The sequence below is a fragment of the Sphingomonas chlorellae genome (genome assembly GCF_056485145.1).
Genome location: NZ_JBQXXM010000003.1, coordinates 207590 through 229701, shown reverse-complemented (window position 1 = coordinate 229701; position 22112 = coordinate 207590). Strand labels below are relative to the sequence as shown.

The 22112-nt window shown below is 65.6% G+C and carries 23 protein-coding genes; 8 read left to right on the top strand and 15 right to left on the bottom strand.

All coding sequences use genetic code 11. From position 1 onward, the window contains the following. The first annotated feature begins 24 nt into the window (after positions 1-24). The 4 genes from ACT3CF_RS09870 (at position 25) to ACT3CF_RS09855 (ending at position 4891) form a co-directional block, all read left to right on the top strand. A complete protein-coding gene (locus ACT3CF_RS09870; protein WP_478422308.1) occupies positions 25-2238 on the top strand; it encodes a methyl-accepting chemotaxis protein in 2214 nt (737 codons plus the stop codon). Beyond that, positions 2198-2953 carry a hypothetical protein gene (locus ACT3CF_RS09865; RefSeq protein WP_478422306.1) on the top strand — a complete coding sequence of 252 codons (756 nt, stop codon included), beginning with the start codon at positions 2198-2200 and terminating at the stop codon, positions 2951-2953. Before ACT3CF_RS09870 ends, ACT3CF_RS09865 begins: the two co-directional genes overlap by 41 nt. A 44-nt stretch (positions 2954-2997) precedes the next feature. After that, positions 2998-3186: a hypothetical protein gene (locus ACT3CF_RS09860; protein WP_478422304.1), complete on the top strand. Its 189-nt coding sequence runs from the start codon at positions 2998-3000 to the stop codon at positions 3184-3186. Positions 3187-3247: 61 nt separating this feature from the next. Further along, positions 3248-4891, top strand: coding sequence for an inorganic phosphate transporter (locus tag ACT3CF_RS09855; protein ID WP_478422302.1), 1644 nt, complete (start codon positions 3248-3250; stop codon positions 4889-4891). A gap of 66 nt (positions 4892-4957) precedes the next feature. On the opposite strand, the gene ACT3CF_RS09850 is transcribed toward ACT3CF_RS09855, so the two are convergent. Continuing rightward, positions 4958-5158: a hypothetical protein gene (locus tag ACT3CF_RS09850; RefSeq protein ID WP_478422301.1), complete on the bottom strand. Its 201-nt coding sequence runs from the start codon at positions 5156-5158 to the stop codon at positions 4958-4960. A 130-nt stretch (positions 5159-5288) separates the two neighbouring features. On the opposite strand from ACT3CF_RS09850, the gene ACT3CF_RS09845 reads away from it, so the two are divergent. Then, positions 5289-6560, top strand: coding sequence for an MFS transporter (locus ACT3CF_RS09845; protein WP_478422299.1), 1272 nt, complete (start codon positions 5289-5291; stop codon positions 6558-6560). Between the two features lie 5 nt (positions 6561-6565). On the opposite strand, the gene rsmD is transcribed toward ACT3CF_RS09845, so the two are convergent. Beyond that, positions 6566-7111 carry a 16S rRNA (guanine(966)-N(2))-methyltransferase RsmD gene (rsmD, locus tag ACT3CF_RS09840; RefSeq protein ID WP_478422297.1) on the bottom strand — a complete coding sequence of 182 codons (546 nt, stop codon included), beginning with the start codon at positions 7109-7111 and terminating at the stop codon, positions 6566-6568. After that, complete coding sequence (locus ACT3CF_RS09835; protein WP_478422811.1) at positions 7108-8220, bottom strand: pseudouridine synthase; 1113 nt, start codon at positions 8218-8220, stop codon at positions 7108-7110. The genes rsmD and ACT3CF_RS09835 overlap by 4 nt, the downstream gene beginning before the upstream one ends. 200 nt (positions 8221-8420) lie before the next feature. Between ACT3CF_RS09835 and ACT3CF_RS09830 the strand changes: the two genes are divergently transcribed. Continuing rightward, on the top strand, positions 8421-8852 hold the full coding sequence (locus ACT3CF_RS09830; RefSeq protein WP_478422295.1) for a response regulator: 432 nt from the start codon (positions 8421-8423) through the stop codon (positions 8850-8852). 9 nt (positions 8853-8861) lie between these two features. Here the strand turns inward: ACT3CF_RS09830 and ACT3CF_RS09825 are convergent, their stop codons facing one another. Then, on the bottom strand, positions 8862-8996 hold the full coding sequence (locus ACT3CF_RS09825) for a hypothetical protein (protein WP_478422293.1): 135 nt from the start codon (positions 8994-8996) through the stop codon (positions 8862-8864). A 238-nt stretch (positions 8997-9234) separates the two neighbouring features. Here ACT3CF_RS09825 and ACT3CF_RS09820 point away from each other — a divergent pair, with 238 nt between their 5' ends. Both ACT3CF_RS09820 and ACT3CF_RS09815 read left to right on the top strand, forming a co-directional pair. Beyond that, a complete protein-coding gene (locus tag ACT3CF_RS09820) occupies positions 9235-10899 on the top strand; it encodes an AmpG family muropeptide MFS transporter (RefSeq protein ID WP_478422291.1) in 1665 nt (554 codons plus the stop codon). A 90-nt stretch (positions 10900-10989) separates the two neighbouring features. Continuing rightward, complete coding sequence (locus ACT3CF_RS09815) at positions 10990-11550, top strand: DUF2939 domain-containing protein (protein WP_478422289.1); 561 nt, start codon at positions 10990-10992, stop codon at positions 11548-11550. A 6-nt stretch (positions 11551-11556) separates the two neighbouring features. Here ACT3CF_RS09815 and ACT3CF_RS09810 read toward each other — a convergent pair whose 3' ends face one another. The 11 genes from ACT3CF_RS09810 to ACT3CF_RS09760 all read right to left on the bottom strand — a co-directional run bounded on the left by ACT3CF_RS09810 (position 11557) and on the right by ACT3CF_RS09760 (position 21956). Beyond that, on the bottom strand, positions 11557-12015 hold the full coding sequence (locus tag ACT3CF_RS09810; protein ID WP_478422809.1) for a hypothetical protein: 459 nt from the start codon (positions 12013-12015) through the stop codon (positions 11557-11559). A 41-nt stretch (positions 12016-12056) separates the two neighbouring features. After that, positions 12057-13382, bottom strand: a complete 1326-nt coding sequence (locus ACT3CF_RS09805) for a bifunctional folylpolyglutamate synthase/dihydrofolate synthase (RefSeq protein ID WP_478422287.1) — start codon at positions 13380-13382, stop codon at positions 12057-12059. A 31-nt stretch (positions 13383-13413) separates the two neighbouring features. After that, the gene (accD, locus tag ACT3CF_RS09800) at positions 13414-14268 is read right to left on the bottom strand and encodes an acetyl-CoA carboxylase, carboxyltransferase subunit beta (RefSeq protein WP_478422285.1); all 855 of its coding nucleotides are present in this window, start codon (positions 14266-14268) and stop codon (positions 13414-13416) included. Further along, entirely contained in the window at positions 14265-15077 is an 813-nt protein-coding gene (gene trpA, locus ACT3CF_RS09795) for a tryptophan synthase subunit alpha (RefSeq protein ID WP_478422283.1), read from the bottom strand. The genes accD and trpA overlap by 4 nt, the downstream gene beginning before the upstream one ends. Next, the gene (gene trpB / locus ACT3CF_RS09790; protein WP_478422281.1) at positions 15074-16303 is read right to left on the bottom strand and encodes a tryptophan synthase subunit beta; all 1230 of its coding nucleotides are present in this window, start codon (positions 16301-16303) and stop codon (positions 15074-15076) included. The genes trpA and trpB overlap by 4 nt, the downstream gene beginning before the upstream one ends. Beyond that, the gene (locus tag ACT3CF_RS09785) at positions 16300-16938 is read right to left on the bottom strand and encodes a phosphoribosylanthranilate isomerase (RefSeq protein ID WP_478422808.1); all 639 of its coding nucleotides are present in this window, start codon (positions 16936-16938) and stop codon (positions 16300-16302) included. Before ACT3CF_RS09785 ends, trpB begins: the two co-directional genes overlap by 4 nt. 279 nt (positions 16939-17217) lie before the next feature. Continuing rightward, positions 17218-17724 carry a GNAT family N-acetyltransferase gene (locus tag ACT3CF_RS09780; RefSeq protein ID WP_478422279.1) on the bottom strand — a complete coding sequence of 169 codons (507 nt, stop codon included), beginning with the start codon at positions 17722-17724 and terminating at the stop codon, positions 17218-17220. 85 nt (positions 17725-17809) lie between these two features. Then, the gene (gene pyrF / locus ACT3CF_RS09775; protein ID WP_478422277.1) at positions 17810-18484 is read right to left on the bottom strand and encodes an orotidine-5'-phosphate decarboxylase; all 675 of its coding nucleotides are present in this window, start codon (positions 18482-18484) and stop codon (positions 17810-17812) included. Continuing rightward, positions 18481-18861 (bottom strand): lipopolysaccharide assembly protein LapA domain-containing protein, encoded by a 381-nt coding sequence (locus tag ACT3CF_RS09770; RefSeq protein ID WP_478422275.1) that lies wholly within the window; start codon positions 18859-18861, stop codon positions 18481-18483. The genes pyrF and ACT3CF_RS09770 overlap by 4 nt, the downstream gene beginning before the upstream one ends. A gap of 99 nt (positions 18862-18960) precedes the next feature. Continuing rightward, positions 18961-21261, bottom strand: coding sequence for a patatin-like protein (locus tag ACT3CF_RS09765; RefSeq protein WP_478422273.1), 2301 nt, complete (start codon positions 21259-21261; stop codon positions 18961-18963). Next, positions 21258-21956, bottom strand: coding sequence for an endonuclease/exonuclease/phosphatase family protein (locus ACT3CF_RS09760; protein ID WP_478422271.1), 699 nt, complete (start codon positions 21954-21956; stop codon positions 21258-21260). The genes ACT3CF_RS09765 and ACT3CF_RS09760 overlap by 4 nt, the downstream gene beginning before the upstream one ends. Positions 21957-22112 lie beyond the last annotated feature (156 nt).

Here is a 22112-nt window from a genome sequence, read left to right as displayed (position 1 = left end):
TCGACCAAGGGAAAGAAGAACCTTATGGCGGCCATCAGCCCTTCCGCGATCAGCAACGCTTTTCAGCGGCTTCCAATCGCGGGCAAGCTGCTTACCGTTTCCGCAGCGGCAGTCCTGTTGCTGCTCACCATCGGTTTTTCGATCGTCGTTGCGGCCACCCAAGGCGCCGTGAGTCGACTGTCGACCGAGGGGGCCTTTGCCGATGCGCGCGTTCACGCCGAAAGCGTCGCCCGGAACGTGGCGGAGATCGGCAGTGCGGCGCAGTCCGTCGCGACCGCAGTTTCGAACAGCTATGACCGCGGCGTTTCGCGGGCGGACATCGTGCGTGAACTGCGCAGCTACCTCAACATCACGCCGATCGAGTTCGGCGTCTGGCATATGGCCGAGCGCGACAGCATCGGTCTCGATGCCGATCATCGGGGCCAGCCGGGATCGTCGCCGAAGGGCAACTTCGCGCCATGGTGGTTGCGCCCGGGCGGCAAGGTTACGCTCGATCCGGTCGCCAATGACGCCGATTACAATGCCGACTATTACAAGCAGGCGCACGATCAGGGGCGACCGGCGCTCGTCGAACCGTATGCCTATGACGTCTATGGCAAGACCTATGTCATGATGTCGGTGGTGCACCCCGTGCGGCACGCAGGGCGCATCGTGGGGGTTGCCGGCATGGACATGGCGCTCGACGAAATGACGTCGCGGTTGTCGAAAGTTCAACCTTTCGGTGTCGGTCGGCTGCTGCTCGTGTCCGGCGCAGGAAACTGGCTGGTCAATCCGGACGCCGCGAAGCGGATGAAGCCATATTCCGACATCGGCAAGGACGTGGTCCGGCAGGTCATCGATACCGGACGACCGCAGTCGTTTACGGTGACGGACGCGTCGGGTGTCCAGTGGATCCGGTTCGTTCAGCCCGTTGAACTGGGGCAGGTGAAGGCGCGCTGGGCGCTGATTTCGGAAATCCCGGCGGCAGCGATCTCGGCGCCGGCCGTTGCGCTCAAATGGAACCTCATCGCCTGTGCGATCGTGGTGACGATCGGACTGGTGGTCGCGATCCTCTTTGCTGTGCGTCGTCTCGTCGGACGCCCGATGCAGGTGCTCGCGGATGCAGTCGACCGACTTGCACACGGCGAAGACCGTGCGATCCCGTCGCTCGACCGAGCCGACGAAATTGGCACCCTGGCGCGTGCCGCCGACGTTTTTCGCCAGGCTGCGGCGGATCGCGCGGTTGCGGATGCGCGTCACGCCGCAGAGCAGGCGCGCGTCACCGAGAGCATCGGTGCCGGGCTGTCGGCGATGCGTCAGGGCGACCTGACGGCGGAGATCCGCGAAGTTTTCCCGCCCGCCTACGAAGCACTGCGGACCAACTACAATGATGCGCTGCAGGCCCTTCGCGGACTGATCGCGAGTGTCGTCGACAGTGCCGAGGGCATTCGCACCGGCGCAATGGAGATTTCCGCGGCGTCGGACGATCTCGCTCGCCGTACCGAAAGCAATGCCGCGAGCCTGGAGGAGACCTCTGCGGCGCTGACGCAGATCGACCAGCGCCTTCGAGCAAGCGCGAGCGCCGCCGAACGTACCGTGGCGCGTGCGAACGATGCGATCGAGGTCGCCGATGACGGCAAGTCGCTGGCGATGAGTGCGGTCTCTGCCATGGAACGCGTCTCTGAAAGTGCCAAGGGCATCGACAGCGTGATCGAGGCGCTCGACAAGATCGCCTTCCAGACGCGCGTGCTCGCAATGAATGCGGCCGTCGAGGCGGGGCGTGCCGGCGAGGCTGGACGCGGTTTTGCGGTGGTTGCCGACCTTGTGTCGGCCCTCGCCATGCGCTCTGAGGAAGAGGCCGCTCGGGCGCATGAGCAACTCGATGCGGCCCAGGTTGAGGTCCATTCGGCAGTCGCCTGCGTCGAAAAGGTCGACGGATCGTTCGATCGCGTACTCGACGAGGTTCGGGAGGTGCATGGGCTCGTGGATGCGATGGCGGCTGACAACCGTGCCCAGTCGAGCGCGATCTCCGAGATCAGCAGTGCCATTGCGGCGATGGATCATTCGACCCAACAAAACGCGGCAATGGTCGAGGAGACGTCGGCAGCGGCGCGTCACCTCCATCACGAGAGCGAGTCGCTGTCCGACCGCGCGCGCGCATTTCGGACCGGCGGCGCACCTGTTGCCCCTGCCTCGGGTGGACAGGCGGGCCGGCGCGTTGCCGAGCGACCGGCTGCCATGTTGGCCACGGCGCGCTGAAATGCGGAACAGAGCGGCGGGGAAGGGGGCTATCGCTGCGGCGTGCCTGATGGCCGGTCTGTCATTCCTTGGCGTACCTTCCGCGCACGCGCAGATCGAAGATCTGGAACAGGTGGAGCCGGGGGCCGGCGAGTGGCAGGCGCAATACACATTGGTTCGTTCGGGCGGCGACGGCCATGCTTTTGAACTCGCGCGCGGTTTGAGCGATCTGCTGATCGTCGGGGGTGAGGTCGACCTTGACGGGCGCGAGTTCGACTCGGCAGCGGCAAAGCTGTTGCTCCGCTTCTCCGATCCCGAAAAGGGGCCGGCAGGACTTAGCATGGAGTTTTCCGCCGGAGTCGATCGGGATGGTCAACTCGATGTTCTCGAGGCCCGCGCGATCGTCGATCGACGGCGCCCGCGCTGGTGGGTGATGGCGAACATCGCGCTTCGGAACGCGGGCGACCGTGGCGCGCGCGGAACCGGCATTGCTTACGCCATGTCGGCGCTGCGGTCGGTGGGCAAGAACGTCTGGCTGGGCGGCGAGGTTTCCGGCCGGCTCGCCCGCATCGCGGGAACGGCCTCCGGCGCCCCTGCGCCACAGCACTATATCGGTCCCAGCAGCAGCTTTGCGATTGCCGGTACGCCGGTCGAAATCGGTGCGGCATGGTTGTGGCGCTTCGCCGGACGCGGATCGCCTTCCGGTCCGCGCATCTTTGCACAGGTCAGCTTCTGAACCGACCGGTTCACTTTCCCTGAAAAACGAGCTAAGCGGCCGCCATGACTCCCCGGAATCGGAAGGCGCGGCTCGCGATTGCGTTGGCCGTTGCGGTGCTTGTGGCGTTCGTCGCCTGGCGCAGCGGACCCGGTTCGGGCCGTCAGGACGGCTGCGTCCCGAGCCGGATCGAGGAGAAGGACGCTAACGGCAAGGTGACCCGTATCAATTCGGTCGTCTGCGCCAAGCGTTAGCGTCGACCCACGACCTGATTGTCATATCGCTGTAACAGACCCACCCCAAGGCGCCCCCATCATGGCAACGCTTGCACTCGATCAGGCTCCGTCGGCAGAACAGCCCCGAAGTCCCCGTTTCGATTATAAAACCCACCCGCTCGCGAAGTTCCTCTTCGCGGCCATTCTGGTCGGAGGGCTGGCCTTTGCTGGCTGGAGCGTCCTCACCGATACGCGGGGGGTCGGCGAGCAGCTCGCCATGGGCGTTTTTGCCTTTCTCGGGCTGGCGCTGCTGATCGCGCTCGGCTTTGAGTTCGTGAACGGCTTCCACGATACGGCGAATGCCGTTGCGACGGTGATCTACACCAACTCGATGCCGGCGCATCTTGCCGTCGTATGGTCGGGCTTCTTCAACTTCCTCGGCGTGATGTTCTCCTCGGGAGCTGTTGCGTATTCGATCATCACGCTGCTGCCGGTCGATCTGATCCTGAACGTCGGATCGTCGGCAGGGTTTGCAATGATCTTCGCGTTGCTCGTCGCCGCCGTGCTGTGGAACCTCGGTACCTGGTATGTGGGGCTGCCGAACAGTTCCAGCCACACGCTGATCGGTTCGGTGCTGGGTGTCGGGCTCGCGAATCAGCTGATTCAAGCGGGGTCGCGCGGCGGCACGGCCGGTGTCGATTGGAGCCAGGCGCAGAAGGTTTTGACCGGGCTATGGATGGCGCCGCTGATCGGATTCGGCGCGGCGCTGCTGCTGCTGCTGGCCATGCGGCTGCTGGTAAACCGTCCTGAGCTGTACAAGGCGCCCGAGGGAGAAAAGGCCCCGCCGCACGGCATCCGCGCGCTGCTGATCTTTACCTGCACCGCAGTGTCGTTCAGCCATGGCTCGAATGACGGGCAGAAGGGTATGGGTCTTATCATGCTCATCCTGATCGGTTGTGCCCCGACCGCCTATGCGCTTAATCGCACGATCCCGGCGAGTTCGACGCCGGCATATGTTCAGGCCGCGAACGTCGCGACCGCCGCCTTCGAGACCAAAGCGGACAAGGCGGTATCGGCGATGCCGGTCGCACAGGCACGGGCAACGCTGACGACCGCACTACAGGATCGCAAGGCGGAAAAGGCGGTGGTCTTTTCGGCACTGGGAGTGCTTTCGCGCGATCTGACCGCCCGGGTCGAGAGCTTTGGTTCGCTGAGCGCGGTCCCTGCGGAAGCGACCTCGAACGTCCGGAACGACATGTATCTGGTTCTGGATACGATCCGGCTCGCGACAAAGAAGCCCGGGACGTTCGACGCCACCCAGACCGCGGCCATCAAGACCTATCAGGAAGGGCTCGAAGCAGGCACCCGATACATTCCGCTGTGGGTCAAGATCGTGGTCGCGATCGCCCTGGGATTGGGAACGATGATCGGCTGGAAGCGGATCGTCATCACCGTCGGCGAGCGCATCGGCAAACAGCATCTGACTTACGGCATGGGCGCTTCTGCCGAACTGGTCGCGGCCGGGACGATCCTTGCCGCCGATCGTTTCGGATTGCCGGTTTCGACGACCCATATCCTGTCGTCGGGCGTGGCGGGTGCTTCCGTCGCCAACGGTGCCGGTGTCCAGACGCGGACGATCATGCAGCTTGCCGCCGCCTGGCTGTTGACGCTGCCCGCAGCCATGCTGTTGTCCGGCGGGCTCTACTGGCTGATGCTCATGGTGACGCGCACGCTGGGGCTGTGAACGCAGCACCTGCCGGTTTTTCCGCAAAGGGGGCGTGGCGGTGCCGCGCCCCCTTTGTCATGGCGATCAGGCGCGGATCGAATCCGAATAGAGGCGCTCAAGCGTACGCGCCGCTAGTTTCAGGTCGGTCTGCATCTGGTGTGTATCGTGCCGCAACTGGCTCTTGAGCGCATCCACCGGGTTGCCCAGCGAAACCAGAAAACCTGCCAGAAGCGCGAAAAGGCTGCCGGTCACGAAGCGACGCCCTGCTGATTGCTGATCCTGCATCGACCGTCTCCCTTTGCTGCCGGTTCGGATGGGATGCTGCCTTGCTACGCAACCGAAACTGACGGTTCGATGAACGCCGTGGCGCCGGAATGCCCGATCTGCCATAAATGGTGGCAGAGGGGAGACGAGCTTGAACGGAACCAAATCCGCGTCGCACCGGCGAATTCTGTTCGCCAGCCTGGTTGGCACGTCGGTCGAATTCTATGATTTCTATATCTATGCGACGGCGGCCGCGCTCGTGTTCCCAACGTTGTTTTTTCCGGCAAGCGACCCTGCGATTCGGCAGATGTTGTCCTATGCCAGTTTCAGCGTCGCCTTTTTCGCGCGACCGCTGGGCGGGCTCGTCTTCGGTCATTTTGGCGACCGGTTGGGACGCAAGTCGACGCTGGTCGCCTCGCTGATGCTCATGGGGCTATCAACCGTATTGATCGCGTTTCTGCCGAGTTATGCGATGATCGGGTGGGTGGCGCCGTTGCTTCTTTGCCTCCTGCGCTTCGGGCAAGGGCTTGGGCTGGGCGGCGAATGGGGCGGAGCGTCGCTGCTGGCAGTGGAAAACGCGCCCCCGGGCTGGACCTATCGATATGGCAGCTTCCCGCCGCTAGGGGCTCCCGTGGGATTCATCTTTGCCAACGGTTTCTTCCTGTTTCTCGGTGCGGTGCTGAACGAGACGCAGTTTCGCGAATGGGGATGGCGCCTGCCGTTCCTTGCTTCGGCGGCGCTTGTCGCCCTGGGGCTGTGGGTGCGGATCAAGCTGACCGAGACCCCGGCGTTTATCGAAGCCAATCGCGCGTCGCCGCCCCCGCGAGTACCGATCGGAGAACTGCTGCGGCTGCACTGGCTACCCACCTTTGCAGGGACGATCGGAACCGTGGCGTGCTTTGCGCTCTTCTATGTTGCGACGGTGTTCATCATCGGTCATGCAACGAAGACGCTGGGCTTTGGGCGCGAGGCATTTCTCGGGCTGGAACTTGGCGCCATCCTGTTCATGGCGGCAGGAATCGGTCTGGCCAGCTATGGTGCGGACCGGGGCACTGCCGAACGTGTCCTTGCCCTCGGCTGTATCGTCACCGTCGCTGTGGGCGCTGCGATGCCGGTGCTGCTCGTGCCCGGCGCTGAAACGCGCGTCTTCGTCTGGCTGGCCTTCGCACTGTTCACGATGGGCTTTGTATACGGCCCGCTCGGCGGCTGGCTGCCCAGTCTGTTTCCGCCGAGGGTCCGCTACACCGGCGTTTCAGTCACCTTCAACATCGGGGGGATCATCGGCGGCGGGCTGACGCCGCTGATTGCTGAAACGCTCGTCCAAAGGGGCGGACTGGGGCTGGTCGGCGTTTATCTGGCGGGAGCGGGGCTGCTCAGCCTGGTAGGACTTGCTGCCACCGCCCTTCATCGCCCGCGCGGTTGATCGCGTCAGTCGGCGATCGCGCGCAGGAGGATCAGCCGTGCCTTGCCATGCACGCGGTCGGCCTCCGACGCAAAGCCGCTTACCGAAACCGCTTCGTCACGTGCGGTTTCGATGCTGACCCACGTATTCGCACCGATCCAGCCAAGCCGTGCAAGCTTGTCCAGCGCGACCGCACCCGCACCGCTGCCATAGGGCGGGTCCATCATCACCAGGTCGAGCGGCTTATGCGCAGGCCCTAGCGCGAGCACTGAGGTCGCACGGACGTCGGTGCCGCGTGCGCCGAGTTTGGCAATATTGGCCCGTATTGCGTCCAGCGCGGCCCGGTCCTGCTCGACGAACAGGCAGGAGTCCGCCCCACGCGACAATGCCTCGAGGCCAAGCGCCCCCGATCCGGCGAACAGGTCGGCGACGGCCAATCCTTCGAAGCTGCCAATGCGGCTGGTCAGCATCGAGAACAAGGCTTCGCGGGTGCGATCTGCGGTGGGGCGGGTCGCATCGGTCTTGGGTGCGATGAGCGGACGTCCGCGCCACTGTCCGGCGATAATCCTCATGCGCGCGGTCCCCGCGGTGGGCGCGGTCCCCGTGGTTTGGCAGGGGCCCCGGGCGGTCCACGCATCGGACGATCTGAACGCGGCGAGCTGACCGGGCTACGCTCCCTGCTCGAGGCGGCAGAGCTGGCGCCGGTTGTCTTGCGTCCCCCCGCACGGGAACGATCGGCTCTCGCAGCCCCCTCGGCCAGCGCAGCGTCACTGCGCGGGCGCGACGACAGAGTCCGACGAGGTCCAGCGGCGGGCGCCACACCTGCCTCGTCCGCGCGTGCCTCGCGATGCGCGCGGGCACGTGCGGCGCGCGCCGGCTTCTGGACTCCGTCGGCAGACGTCTTGCGAGGCGCTCCGCGCGGCGTCGCGCGTGCGGGCTTCGCGACAACTTCCTCAGCCGTGGCCTGGGGAGCTTCCGCTGCGGGAGTGGGGCGGACCATCACGGGATCATAGCGTCGCGCTGTCGCCGGCAGCTTCAGCGTCTTCCGAAAGGCCACCAGATCGTGCTGGCGAACCTCGCCAATGGCACCGGACGGCAAGTCGGCAAGGACGAACGGGCCGTAACGGGTGCGGATCAGACGGCTGACCTCAAGGCCCAGATATTCGAGCACGCGCCGGACCTCGCGGTTCTTGCCTTCGGTAAGCGTGAGTTCGATCCAGCTGTTGGCACCCGTGCGGCGTTCCAGATTGGCGTCGATCGAGCCATAGCGGATGCCCTCGATCTCGACACCTTCGCTAAGCGATTCGAGCGCGTCCTGCGTGACCGGTCCAAAGGCGCGGGCGCGATAGCTGCGTTCGATGCCGGTCGCCGGAAGCTCAAGCTGACGCTTGAGTTCCCCATCGGTCGTCATCAACAGCAGCCCCTCGGTGTTGAGGTCGAGACGGCCGACGGGAACGAGGCGGGGAAGATCGTCAGGCAGCACGTCATAGATCGTCCGCCGGCCCTTGGGGTCTCGTTCGGTGGTCAGCACGCCCGCGGGCTTGTGGAAAAGGAAAAGGCGCGCGGGCGCAGGCGCCGCGACGGGATTGCCGTCGACCGTCACGCCGCGAAGCGAGGTAAGCAGGGTCGCGGGTGTATCGACCAGCTTGCCGTCGATCGCGATACGACCTTCGGCAATCATGCGTTCGATTTCACGGCGTGAGGCAATGCCCGCACGCGCGAGCAATTTCGCGATGCGCTGGGGCTCGCGGGTGGTTTTGCGGGTAGTGGTGGCGTTCACCGCGGCGATATAGCCGCTTTGTCGCATCGATCAAAAATTAATGCGGCCGAACTCGTGCTTTTCTCGTTGAACGCGGCGGGCGTTTGGAACGGGGAGGACCGATGAAGCTGTTCGCGAGGCGCAAAGCACGAGCGGCGCGCATCCTGATTGTCGAGGATGAACCGCTGATTGCGTTTGACACCGAACACTTTCTGGTGACCGAAGGATACTCGATCGCCGCAACGGTCGATTCGGTAGCGACCGCATTGGCTGCGATCGAGGCGGACGACGGCATTGATCTTGTGCTCGTGGATATCGGGTTGGCCGACGGTACGGGACTCGCCGTTGCCGAGGCGGCGCGGGAAAACGCGATCGAAGTGTTGTTCGTTACCGGAAATCTACCCGAAGCCGCACATCGAATGGCCGCAGGTTGCCTGACAAAACCCTATCCGCAGCGTGATCTGGTCGAAGCGATCGAGATCATTCGTCGCGTTCGGTCGGGTGAGACGGTTTCAAGGCTGCCGCCCACGTTCACATTGTTCTTGCCCGGCTGAACTCCATCTTCAGGCGAACAGGATCAACCCCAGAATGATCGCCCACATCACCAATGACAGGGCGACCGCAAACAGGAACCCCAGCGAGCGGGGCCAACGGCTGGACTCGGCGGGCGCGAGCGGCTGACCATTCAGGCGTTCCAACGGCACATGCATCACGAACACTCCAGTCGGGCAATCCGTTTTGCATAAGCCCGAATGATTTCCAATTCTCCTCGCGTGTTCGCCGTACCGGGCAATCCCTTAGAAAACCGACGTTTAGCCCGTTGAGGCATCCGCGAAGAGTATCGCGTCTAGGCTTTGGCGCCAGAAGCTTCTAGCGTCAGCGCCGCACGGTTAAACGAATGCCGCAAGGCCAATGACAGGAGCGCGGGGGCGCCGAGTGACGGAAAATACCAAACAGCCAGCTGGACTGGCGCTGCTGACCATGGCGCTACGCAATCGGAAAACCGGCGTCATGCTGGTATTCGGCTTCGCTTCCGGCCTTCCCTTCAGCCTCCTGCTCGGGACGCTCAACGCCTGGCTGGCGGATGCGCGGGTTGACCTTGCAACCATCGGGATCCTCTCCTGGATGGGCTTGGCCTACGCCTTCAAATTTCTGTGGTCGCCGCTCGTCGACCGATTGCCGCTGCCCGGGCTGGAACGGCTGGGGCGGCGACGGAGCTGGATCTTGCTGTGCCAGTTGATGATCGTCGCGGCATTTTTCCTGTTGGCCGCAACCAGCCCTGTCGCCGCGATCGGCACCTTTGCCCTGGTTGCCGTGCTCGCCGCCTTCGCTTCCGCGACGCAGGATGTCGCGATCGACGCCTGGCGCATCGATGTTGCGGATGAGGTCGCGACCGTCGGCGTCCTGTCGTCGATCTGGCAGATCGGGTATCGTATCGCGGCGCTCGTCGGAGGTGCGCTCGCCCTGGTGCTGGCCAGCCGGATCAGCTGGCCGGCTGTTTACACGATCATGGGATGCCTGATGCTGGTCGCCATGGCGGTGACCTTCCTCGCTCCCGATACGCCACGCCCGGAAGCGATAACGGGTGAGGGCGCGCAGGATGCGGCAATGGCGGACCCGCGTACACGCCTGATCGCCCTGAGTGTCGTCGGCCTCGGCTGGGCATGGGCGATCTGGACGATCGGGGACTTCATGGTCCGCGCGCTCGTGACCCCGGCCGGTGCGCCTGGGGCTCCCAATGTCCTCGACTTCACGCGCTATGTCGGGCCTTGGATCATCATTGCAACGATTGTCGTGCCGACGATCGTCGCTGCCGCCGCGAATGCGCTCAAGGCGCGTCGTCCGATTACGTCGCGCGGCGACGCACAGGCGGGGTCGATCCTTGTCCGCCATGGTTATGCGGCGCTTGTCCTGCCGCTGTCGGATCTGACCAGCAGGTTGGGCTGGGGAATTATCGTCGTGCTTGGGCTGATCCTCAGCTATCGCCTGTGCGATTCGATCTGGGGACCTTTCGCCTATCCCTTTTACCTCGATGCGCTCCATTATTCGAAGGATGAGGTTGCGTTCGCTTCCAAGATCTTCGGCGTGGGGATGACGATTGCCGGAATCTCGCTGGGCGGGGTGATGTTCGTGACGTTGGGACGCATGCCGACATTGATGGTCGGGGCGATCCTCGCGGCATTGACCAATCTGCTCTATGCCGACCTTGCCTCTGGAGCGGTCTGGATCGACGGTTTTGCCCGGTTGACCGGGCTCGCAATACTCGTCCCTGATGCCAGGATTCTCCGTCTGCTGATCGCCATTTCCGGCGAGAACATCGCTGGAGGACTCGCGGGTGCCGCGTTCGTCGCGTATCTCTCCGCGATTACCAGCCGGACCTATAGCGCCGTCCAGTACGCCCTTCTGTCCTCGATGACCCTTTTGCTGGGGTCGTTGGGACGTGCGGCGCTCGGTGATGCGATCAAGACCCAGGGCTATGCACCCGTTTTTGTCTTCACGGCGGCCCTGGGACTGATCGCGGTGTTCTTCGTTCTGGCCGAGTGGGCGCGCGAGCGGCTGACAGCACGGCGGGAGAGGCGCCAAGCCGAAGTGGTCGCCTGAGCCGCTATCCTTCCTTCGGACCCTGCCGTGGCCCGCGCGCGTTGATGGCGAACGCATTGGCGGCAGTTTGTAGAATGCGAGGGTATATTCATGTCGCGCCATCAGCCTCCACCCGGAAGGATTGACGATTTCGGGATTGCGCGAAGGCCGAAGGCGCGCTGGGCGATCGTGCTGCTCCTCATGCTTGCGGTCGCGGCGGTCGGCGCCTGGTTGTGGCTATCGCCTTACTGGACGCTGCGAACGCTCCAGAATGCCGTGCGCGAGGGCGATGCGCGCACCGTCTCCGCACATGTCGACTATCCGGCGGTCCGCGCGAGCCTGCGGACGGAGGTGCAAAGCTGGATGGCGCGAGACTCCGACGGCTCGCCACTGGGCAACGCCGGACGCGCATTGGCCGGACAACTCGCCGACCCTGCGATCGAAGCGATGGTGACTCCACACGGCATGCAGATGTTGTTGGGCCGCGCTGGTCTGGCAACGGCGACGTTCGACGCCGGCGGCGATGCGGCCCCGAACCAAATGCGCCTTGATCATGGCGCGGTCGACCGTTTCATCGTTCGCCCACAGCAACAAGGCTCCCCGACGCTCGAGTTTCGTTTGCGTGGTTTTCGCTGGATGCTCACCGGCATCGCGCTGAACGCGCGCGGCTGAGACTTCTTATGCCTCGGGCAGCGGAAGGCCGGCATCCGCAAAGGCTTGCCCGAGCAACGCTGCAGTCGCCGCCGTTCCACCTGCCTCCCGGACGCCCAGCAGATCGGCGAGCAGCACCGCCGCGCCGCGCGGGTTCTCCGGTGCCCGCGCGATCGCTGCAACCAATGTCGCCTCCGCCGCCGTCATGCGGGGACAGCACCAGGGAGCGATAGGAATGGGGCCGGCCGAATGTGTAGAGATTTCGCCCATCAGCGTCCGCAGCAGCAACAGCGGGCGGCGAAACGACCTGCCGAATGCGCTGACAAAGGCGTGGGCGGCAGCGGCGTCGGCTAGACCATTGGCACCGATTTGACGGATTCCGAACAGGAGCAGCCGCGCGCCTGCATCATCCGGTTGGGCAACGGGCAGGGCGGCGGCAAGCGAGTGGATGGCGAGCATGGGGGCGACTCCTGAAACGAACGCCACCAACTTGCCACATCGCTATTGCGAGTCAATCGCAATAAATGTCACTCGGGCAGTTCGTTGTTTGCCGCCAGCACGCGTCCAGCAAGATAGAGCGACCCACAGATGAGCACGGGGGCTGTGCGTGCCCCACGCCTGGCCCCGATCTGATCGAGCGCTGCAGCGACATCCTCTGCCGTGCCCATTGCCGGAATGCCTTGGACCTGTGCCAACCGGGCAAGCACTTCCGGAGCATGGGCGGCGTGCCCCTCGATCGGCACTGCGATCAGTTGATCTGCAAGCGGGGCCAGCCGCGCCATCATGGTTTCTGCGTCCTTGTTGGCGAGCATTCCGATCACGATCGCGATCGGTTGCCCGTTCGCCGCTGCACGGATCGCCGCCGCAAGCGCATCGGCTGCGTTGGCATTGTGTCCGCCGTCGAGCCAGACGGGAGTACCTGGCGCAAGCCGATCGGTGAGAGGACCGGCGGAGAGCCGCTGCATTCGAGCCGGCCAACGTGCGCCGCTGGCGGCTGACCGAAGCGCCTCCACCGGCACGTCGATCCGATCCTGGTGCCGCAACGTTGCGAGCGCGAGCGCGAGATTGGCATGCTGGTGCACACCCGCGAGCGCCGGTAACGGCGTGGAAAGGTGGCCGTGCCGATCGTGATAGATCAGCTGGCTTCCTTCCGCGCGGAAGTGCCAGTCGACGCCGGCCCGATATACCGGCGCGCCCACTTGGTGCGCATGGGCATCGATCACGGCAACGGCTTCTGCCGGAGCATCAAGCATCACCAGCGGCCGTCCGGATTTGGCAATGCCCGCCTTCTCGAAGGCAATGGCCGTGATTGTGTCGCCGAGAAATGCCTGATGGTCGATCCCAAGCTGGGCGATCGCGGTTGCTGCGGGGTCTGCAAGGACATTGGTGGCGTCCAGCCGTCCGCCAAGGCCAACCTCGATGATACAGACATCTGCGGGCGTCTCCGCAAAGGCCAAAAAGGCTGCTGCGGTCGTCACTTCGAAGAAGCTCGCCCCGATATCGCCCCCAGCGTCGAGAACGCCGGCGAGGAGCGACGCCAGACGATGATCATCGATCAATCGTCCCGCAATTCGGATCCGCTCGTTGAACCGGACGAGATGCGGACTCGAATAAACGTGCGCGCGCATTCCGGCGGCCTCGGTCGCCGCCCGCAGATAGGCGCAGGTCGAGCCCTTGCCGTTGGTCCCGGCGACATGGAGCACGGGCGGCAAGCGCCGATGCGGATCACCGATCCGCTGAAGCAACTGGGTTATGCGTTCCAGTCCCAGCACATCGGTGCCGGGGCCAAGCGCCATCAACCGGTCGATCTGCCGCTGTACGGCGGTATCTTCGGATCGTGCGAAATCGGGCATCAACGGGCGTCCGTTCTACGCCTGTTTGGACTCACGCCGCCGCCTTCTGCTCGCATAGCAGCCCGATCAGCCGACCGAGAACGTCACGAAGGTCGCGACGGTGTTCGACCCGGTCCACAAGACCGTGATCGCGATAATATTCGCTGGTCTGGAAGTCGTCGGGGAGCTTCTCGCGGATCGTGTTTTCGATCACGCGACGGCCGGTAAAGGCCAGGGTTGCACGCGGCTCAGCGATCTGGACGTCACCCAGCATGGCATAGGCGGCCATCACCCCGCCCGAGGTCGGATCGGTAAGCACGACGATGTAGGGCAGCCCGGCATCGTGCAGCATCTGGATGGCGACCGTCGTACGCGGCATCTGCATCAGGCTGAGGATGCCTTCCTGCATCCGCGCACCGCCCGACGCCGTGAACACGATATAGGGCGCGCGTGCAGCGATTGCCGCTTCGACGCCTGCCACAAATGCCTCCCCGACAGCCAGGCCCATCGACCCGCCCATGAAAGCGAAGTCCTGAACCCCGATGACTGCCGTCTGGCCGTGGATCGTGCCGCGCGCATTGAGAAACGCGTCGGGTTCGCCCGTCTGGCCACGCGCGGCCTTGAGGCGGTCGACATAGCGTTTCGAGTCGCGAAACTTGAGGGGGTCTTCGGTCACGCGCGGATTGGGAAGCACGGTATAGCTGCCCGGGTCGAAGAGATGCGCAAAACGCTCCGCAGGTCCGATGCGCTCATGATGGTCGCAATGCGGGCAGACGTGCAGATTCTGTTCCAGCTCCTTCACGAACACCATTTGTCCGCACCCCTTGCACTTGTGCCAGAGGTTGTCGGGCGTGTCCTTCTTGGTCCCCAGCGACAGGGCGTTGCGGACGCGGCTGATCCAGCTCATTGGTTTTCCTTGCGTGCCGCGGCAATCGCCGCGGAAAGAGATTGAACATAGGCGCGCACGGGCTCTTCGGCGCCAGCGCCATGTCGGGCTACCAGTTCGACGATCGCCGAGCCGACCACGACGCCATCGGCAACGCGTGCGATTGCACCGGCCTGTTCGGGGGTGCGGACGCCGAAGCCCACCGCGATCGGCAGGTCGGTCGCCGCCTTGAGGCGGGCGACCGCGGCCTCGATCGAGCCCTGCGCCGCCTGCTGCAGCCCGGTGATCCCGGCGACCGAGACATAGTAGAGAAAGCCCGATGCCCCTGCGAGCACGGCAGGAAGGCGGGCAGCGTCCGTCGTCGGCGTCGCCAACCGCACATTGGCCACGCCGACCGCGCGCAGCGCCTCGCCAAGGCTATCGTCTTCCTCGGCGGGGATGTCGACGCAGATCACGCCGTCGACGCCCGCGTTGCACGCGGCATTCGCGAACCACTCCGGTCCGCGTCGCGTCATCGGATTGCCATAGCCCATCAACACCAGCGGCACCTCCGGATGCCGCGCGCGGAACGCCGTGGCGATCGCGAGCACGTCCGCCGTGTTGGTGCCGGCGGCGAGGCTGCGCAGGTTCGCCGCCTGGATCGCAGGGCCGTCGGCCATCGGATCGGTGAACGGCATGCCGAGCTCGATCACGTCGGCGCCGCCCGCAACGAGCGCGTCGAGGATCGCGGCGGTGGCACCTGGCGTGGGGTCCCCGGCGGTGACGAAGGTCACCAGCGCGGCGCGGCCCTCGTCAGCGGCGCGGGCAAATGCGTTGGCGAGCCGGGTCACATCTTCACTCCCAGCGCGTCGGCGACGGTGAAGATGTCCTTGTCGCCGCGGCCGCAGAGGTTGGCGAGAATCACCTTGTCGCGCGGCATGGTGCGGGCGACCCTGGCGACCGCGGCGATGGCATGGCTCGGCTCGAGCGCGGGGATGATGCCCTCGGTGCGGCAGAGTAGCTGGAAGGCATCGAGCGCCTCGGTATCGGTCACCGCCGTATACTCCACGCGGCCGATGTCGCGCAGCCAGGCGTGTTCCGGCCCGATGCCCGGATAGTCGAGCCCCGCCGAGATCGAATGCGCCTCGGTGATCTGGCCGTCCTCGTCCTGCAGCAGATAGGTGCGGTTGCCGTGGAGGATGCCCGGCGCGCCCCCAGCGAGGCTGGCGGCATGGCGCTTGTCGAGCCCTTCGCCCGCCGCCTCCACGCCGAGCATCTTCACATCGGCATCGTCGAGGAACGGGTGGAACAGCCCGATCGCGTTCGACCCGCCACCGATCGCGGCGACCAGCAGGTCGGGCAGCTTGCCGGTGCGCTTGAGCATCTGCTCGCGCGCCTCGCGGCCGATCACCGACTGGAAGTCGCGGACCAGCTCCGGATAGGGGTGCGGACCGGCGGCGGTGCCGATGATGTAGAAGGTGTCTTCCACATTGGCGACCCAGTCGCGCAGGCCCTCGTTCATCGCGTCCTTGAGCGTCGCGGCACCCGAGGTCACCGGCACCACTTCGGCGCCGAGCAGCTTCATGCGGAACACATTGGGCTGCTGTCGCGCGACGTCGGTGGCGCCCATATAGATCACGCAGGGCAGGCCGAAGCGGGCGCAGACGGTGGCGGTCGCCACGCCGTGCTGGCCCGCGCCGGTCTCCGCGATGATCCGTGTCTTGCCCATGCGGCGGGCGAGCAGGATCTGGCCGATGCAATTGTTGATCTTGTGCGCGCCGGTGTGATTCAGCTCGTCGCGCTTGAACCAGATCTCGGCGCCCATGCCCTCGGGCGCATTCTCGCGCAGCGCCTCGGTCAGCCGCTCGGCATAATAGAGCGGGCTGGGGCGGCCGACATAATGTTCGAGCAGATCGTCGAACTCGGCCTGGAAGGCGGGATCGGCCTTGGCGGCGGTGTATTCGCGCTCCAGGTCGAGGATCAGCGGCATCAGCGTCTCGGCGACGAAGCGGCCGCCGAACTGGCCGAAATGCCCGCGGTCGTCGGGCTGGGCTCGGAAGGAGTTGGGTGTGCTCATGATCGGGCCACGGCTTTAAGGAAAGCAGCGATCTTGTCCACATCCTTGACGCCTGGAGCCGCCTCTATGCCCGAAGAGACATCCACGAGGCGGGCACCGGTGACGCGGATCGCCTCGCCGACATTGGCGGCATCGAGCCCGCCGGAGAGGATCCAGGGGAGGGGATGGGCAAAGCCGTCGAGCAGTTGCCAGTCGAAGCGGAGGCCAGTGCCGCCGGGCACCTTGGCGCCCTCGGGCGCCTTCGCATCGTAGAGCAGCCGGTCGGCCGCACCGCGGAACGCGGCGGCCGGCGTGAGATCGGCGCGAGTCTTCACGGCGAGCGCGGCCCAGGTCTCAAGGTGGGTGTGCGCCTTCACCGCCGCGGCGCGCTGGGGGGGCACCTTGTGGAGCTGGATCACGTCGAGCCTCCCGGCTGCGATGGCGGCATCGAGCAACGCATCGTCGGGGTCAACAAACACCCCGACGCGCGCGACACGGTCGGGCACCCGCGCGGCGAGGCCGTGCGCCTTGTCGAAGCTCAGGTGACGCGGGCTGGGCGGAAAGAAGACGAAGCCGATATGGCTCGCCCCGCCGGCAACGGCGGCGTCGAGCGTCTCAGGGGTGGACAGGCCGCAGATTTTCGCAGTTGTGGGCATGGTCGCCATGTCGTCCCATTTTTGCGAAGCGACAAGCCCGGGCATTGGGACGGTTGCACACAAAGGTTGATCTCAGCGACGGCGTTGGCTCGGCTCGGCTCGGGGACCGTCGGATCACCGGCTGTATTTTCGGGCCAAGGGGGGGAGGACGTCGAAACCGGCGCGTCTGCCCGTTGCTGGCCGGACGCGCGCTTCAACCCGCCGCCGGCGGATCGTGGTTGCCCCCCCGGGGACGCAAGCGAATATCACCGTGTATCGACGGCACCAGAGCTGACGGATTCAGACCAGCGGCTTGGCCAGCACCCTCATAAACAGCGGCGGGTCGAGCGCGATCGGGAAGTCGCGGCGCTCGCCGGTTTCGGCATAGCCGCGGCGGAGATAATATTCGATCAGCTCGCGGCGCGCCTCGATTACGGTCATCTCGATGCGGGTGCATCCGAACACGGTGCGGGCATGAACTTCGGCAGCGGCGATCAGTCGACGGCCCAGCCCGCCCGCCTGCCGCAGCGGCTCGATGCACAGCAGACCCAGATAGGCGACGCCGCCGCCGCGGTTCACGACGTTGACACAGCCGACCGTCACGCCACGCTGCTCTGCGATCAGCAGTACCTGGTCCGGGTCGCCGATGATCGAGGCGAGCGTGGCAAGGTCGGTGCGCGGTTCCTCGATCAGATCCGCTTCATGGGTCCAGCCCAGACGTGCCGAATCGCCGCGATAGGCACGTTCGATGACGGCATGGATCGCCGAAAGCTGGTCCACCGTCGCGGGCGAAATCAGGATGGTCATCGGGAAACGATCGGAGCGGGAATCAACTTGGCAACCCCTCCTTGCCGCCGACGGGACGTCAGGGAAAGCTGCTGGAAGGAAAGGGTCAGAGCGTCGCCTCGATGTCGCGTGCGGCCTGATCGGGGTTCTCGGCCAAGGTGATCGGGCGGCCGATGACGAGGATCGATGCGCCCGCATCGATGGCAGCACGCGGCGTCACGACGCGCTTCTGGTCCGCAGCCTGTGCCTGCGACGGGCGGACCCCCGGAACGACGAAAAAGCCGTCCTTCCATGCGGCGTGCGCCGCCTTCACCTCCTCGCCCGAGCAAACGATGCCGTCCACGCCCGCCGATCGGGCAAGCTCCGCGAGCTTCAATACCTGTTCGTGCGGATCGCGGTTCATGCCGATGGCGTGAAGATCGGTGCGATCAAGGCTGGTCAGCATCGTTACCGCGACCACCTTGGTCCCGTCGGGCGCGGCAGCCTTGGCATCCTCCAGCATCGCGCGGCCGCCGGCGGCATGGACGGTGAGGATGGCGGGGTTGAGAGGCCGCAGGGCCTGGATCGCCTTGCCGACCGTATTCGGAATGTCGTGAAACTTGAGGTCCAGAAAGATCGGAACGCCGATTTCCGCCATTTCGCGCACGCCGTGGCGCCCGTTGGCCATGAAGAATTCGAGGCCCAGCTTGATCCCGCCGACATGCGCGCGCACCCGCTTGGCGAGCGACTTTGCGCGTTCGATATCGGGCGTGTCGAGGGCAACGAAGATACGATTGGTCATGATTGGCGATCCGCGAAGAGCGGCCCCGCGGACGGGGCGGCAGGCTGGGTCGGGGAGATGGAAGACGTCATGGAGAGGCCCGTTTCCGTGGTCAGCGCCGCGTCGGGCGTGGCGCCGGTCGCGGCGGTTCGGATGTCGGCCAGTGCGCGCTCAAGGTTGCTGATGCGCTGGCGCAGGCTCCATCGCGTCGTCTGATAGGCGACCAGCATCGGCAGAAAGCCGATGAGGAAGATCAGGATCAGCAGCAGCGGCAGACTGAAATCGGCCACCAGTCCGCCCCACAGGTGGATGCTCACCCGCTCGTCGCCGTTATAGATCACGAAGGCTGTGACGAGGCCGCCCAGCAAGAGCCAGAACAGCACCTTCAGAAACCGCATCGAAACCCCGTTCCCGCTGAAAAGAGGCTTGGACGATAGGGCCGATATGGCGGTTTGACCAGTCTCGTCCGCGCGTCGTCCCGGCCGGTCCGCGCCCTGTCAGCGCGGCCCGATCTCCGCCCGAAGTTCCTCGAACAGCGCCGGAATGTTGCGCAAACGGCCTTGTTCCTCGTCAAGGATCGCGTGAAATGCCGCCCTTTTGATCGCGCTCACGCGCTCCTCGGGGAGGCGTTCGTCATCGGCAAGCGTGGAAAGCACGATGTCGATCAGCCGGTCGGCGCCGTGCAGGCGGCCCCACAGATAATCATTCTCGCGGTACGCCCGGCTGAAAAAAGCGCCGAAGCTGTTGAACTGGATGCCTTTGAGCGTCGCCTCGGCACCGCCGGTGCGGATGGCCCTGGCGTCCTCGGGCGAAATGCGGTCGACCCGGATCGGGTCGAACTCGTCGAGACCGTCGCCCTGAAGCAGCGGCAATGTGGCAATGTCGAAAAAGGGAAAGCCGAGATGCGCGAGCAAGAGCGGACGGCGCAGATCGCGGCCCAGGGCGCTGAATCCCTGCGAGAGCCGGGCATCGGCGGCTGCGTCGAGGGCTGTCAGGTCCATCCGTTCGCCGACACGGTCGAGGAGCGCCGAGGCGTCTCCCGTCCCTGTCGCGCAGGCGCGCGCGGCGTCGGCGAGGTCGGCATAGGTATCGGAACGCTTGAGTTCGAGATACGCGGCCAGCGACTCGTAGAGTGCGTCGCGGATCGGGCGCAGTTCTTCGCGCCGTTCGCGCACGTCCATTTCGGTCAGACGGCGCGCCAGCAGCCGCAACCGACGGATACGAAAGCCGAGGTCGTGCGCGCGCAGGAACGCCAACGCCTCGGGCGACGCGCCTCCGTTCAGTGCCGCGCCGAAGCGATCGGCACCGCGCGCGCGCACCGCAGCCATCAGCGAATCGCGCAGGGAACGTAGCGTTTCCGGCCCATGGAGCCCAGCCACCGCGTAGAGAAGTCGGGCGGTGCGCTCGACGGCGCCGTCGACTTTCAGGAGAGCATAGGCCGTGTGGCCATAGCCGGCCTTGGTCGCGGCGGAGACCTGGGCGCGGCGGCGCCAGGCGGCGAGGCGGCGAGGCGTCGGATAATCGAGCCAGAGCGTATAGCCGAACAGCCCCTCGACCTGGCTTTCGACCTCCGCGCGAATGTCGCCGATGATCGCCAGCATGCGTTCGATCCGGTCCGATCGGGCGCTGATCGCCTCCAGATTGTCGCGAATCGGCTGTTCGCGGGGCAGTTCGGTCAGCGCGCCGATGATCGTCTGGAAGAAGCCCGGACGCTCCGCCGAACGTCCATAGGAGAGCAGGCGGAGTTCGGGCGTGGGGTCGATATAGACGAAGCGGCGATCGATCTGGCGGCGGGCAGGGCGCTCGCGGAGCGCGTCAATGGCAGGACGAAAGGGCGCGTTCGCGAGCACCGACCCGTCGATCAGCACCGCTTTTCGTGCATTATCGGTCAAAAAATGCTGCGGAAGGGCCCGTTCGAGGAACGCGTCGCGCCCACCCCATTTTTCACCCCGCTCGGCAAGCACGGTGTCGAGTTCCTCGACCGTCACCGGCGGGAATGCGCCCGGAAAGCTGGAGGTCGCCCGCGCGGCAAAGGCGAGCGCGGCGGGGTGCCCGATCGCGCCTTCCTCGCCATGGTCGGAAAAGGCGAAGACGAGGCGGTGCTCGGTCTCGTCGACGAGCGGCGGCGAATTGAGCCGCAGCGCCTCGCGATGGCCGTGGAAATCGGTGACGGTGACGAACAGGTCGAGCGGCTGATCGCGCGGCAGCAGCCGGTTGCGCGAGGGGCCGCGCGCCATCGCGTCGAAGGCATCCATCAGCGTATGGAAAAGCTGGCGCCCGCCGAAGGGCGGCTCGAACCAGCGCGACCGGACGAAGCGTTCGAGCTTGGCACGCACCTCTTCCCGCGCGCCTGCCTCGACGGTCTCGTCGACGGTCTTGTTGCGGTCGGCGAGCATCCACGCGATCGGCGTCGCCCAGATCTTGGCGAAACGGTGCGACGGCGCCTGCACCGGATCGAGCAGCGATTCGATATCGGCATGTTCGATCCAGAGATCGGTCAGCGCGTCGAGCGACTGACCCGTGGTGAGCGCCTGGGCGAGGAAGACCGCGTTGATGCCGCCCGCGCTCGCGCCGGACAGGATGTCGACCAGCACGCGCAGATTGACCCCGCAACTGTCGCGGATCTCGTCGAGGAGCGCGGCATAGACGCCGTCGGCATCGCCGCCTTCGCGCACCGCGCAACTCGCACAGGCGAGGCGCCAGATCTCCTTGGTGATGCCGTGCATGTAGACCGCAAGGCTGACGCCGCCATAGCAGACGAGCGCGAGGCGCAGTTCCTTGTCGCGCGCCGCGGTCATTGCGCGATCCGGAGTTCGGCCCAGATCGGCAGATGGTCCGACGCGGTGCGCGCCTGAAGGCTTTCATGCGTCCCCGAACCCGCGATCGCGATGTCGCCGGTGACCATGATCCGGTCGAGCCGCGCCATCGGGCGGCGCGCATGATAGGTCTTGCCCGTTTCGGCAAAGGCGAAACGCTCGCCGAAGTCGCGCAGGCAGCCGCCATTGGCGGTCCATTCGTTGAGATCGCCCATCATCACCGTGGGCAGACGCCGTTCGCGCGCGGCGAGTTCGGCAAGGATCGCCGCCGCCTGCCGCCGCCGCCAGAGCCCCGACAGGTCGAGGTGCATCCCGACGACGCGGATCGCCTGACCGCCGATTTCGATATCGGCCATCACCGCGCCGCGCGGTTCGAGCGCGGGCAGGTGGAGCGGCGCACAGTCGAGGATCGTCGCCGACTTGCGCACCAGCAAGGCGTTGCCGTGCCATCCCATCGAGCGCGCCCGCAGGTTGACGGGAACGGCCTTCCAGTCGCTGTGTTCGGCGAGCAGCGCGGCGGTCAGCACCGCCGCGCGGGTGCCGAAGCGGCGATCGGCCTCCTGCAGCGCGATGATGTCGGCGTCGATCTCGTTGAGCACCTGCAGCGTCCGCTCGGGGCGCCGGCGGCGATCGGTGCCGATCGACTTGCGCATGTTGTAGCTGGCGACCTTGATCACCCCGCCCTTATCGCGGGCGGCGGCGCCATGGCGCAAGAGGGTTGCGGGCGTGTCGCGATGCGTCCGAATGGGGCCTCCACTTGCCGGCGACAGGCAAAGCCGGCGACGGGGCACAACCCGCCGCCCGCCCGAAATATCCGGCCGACGCCCGAAGAA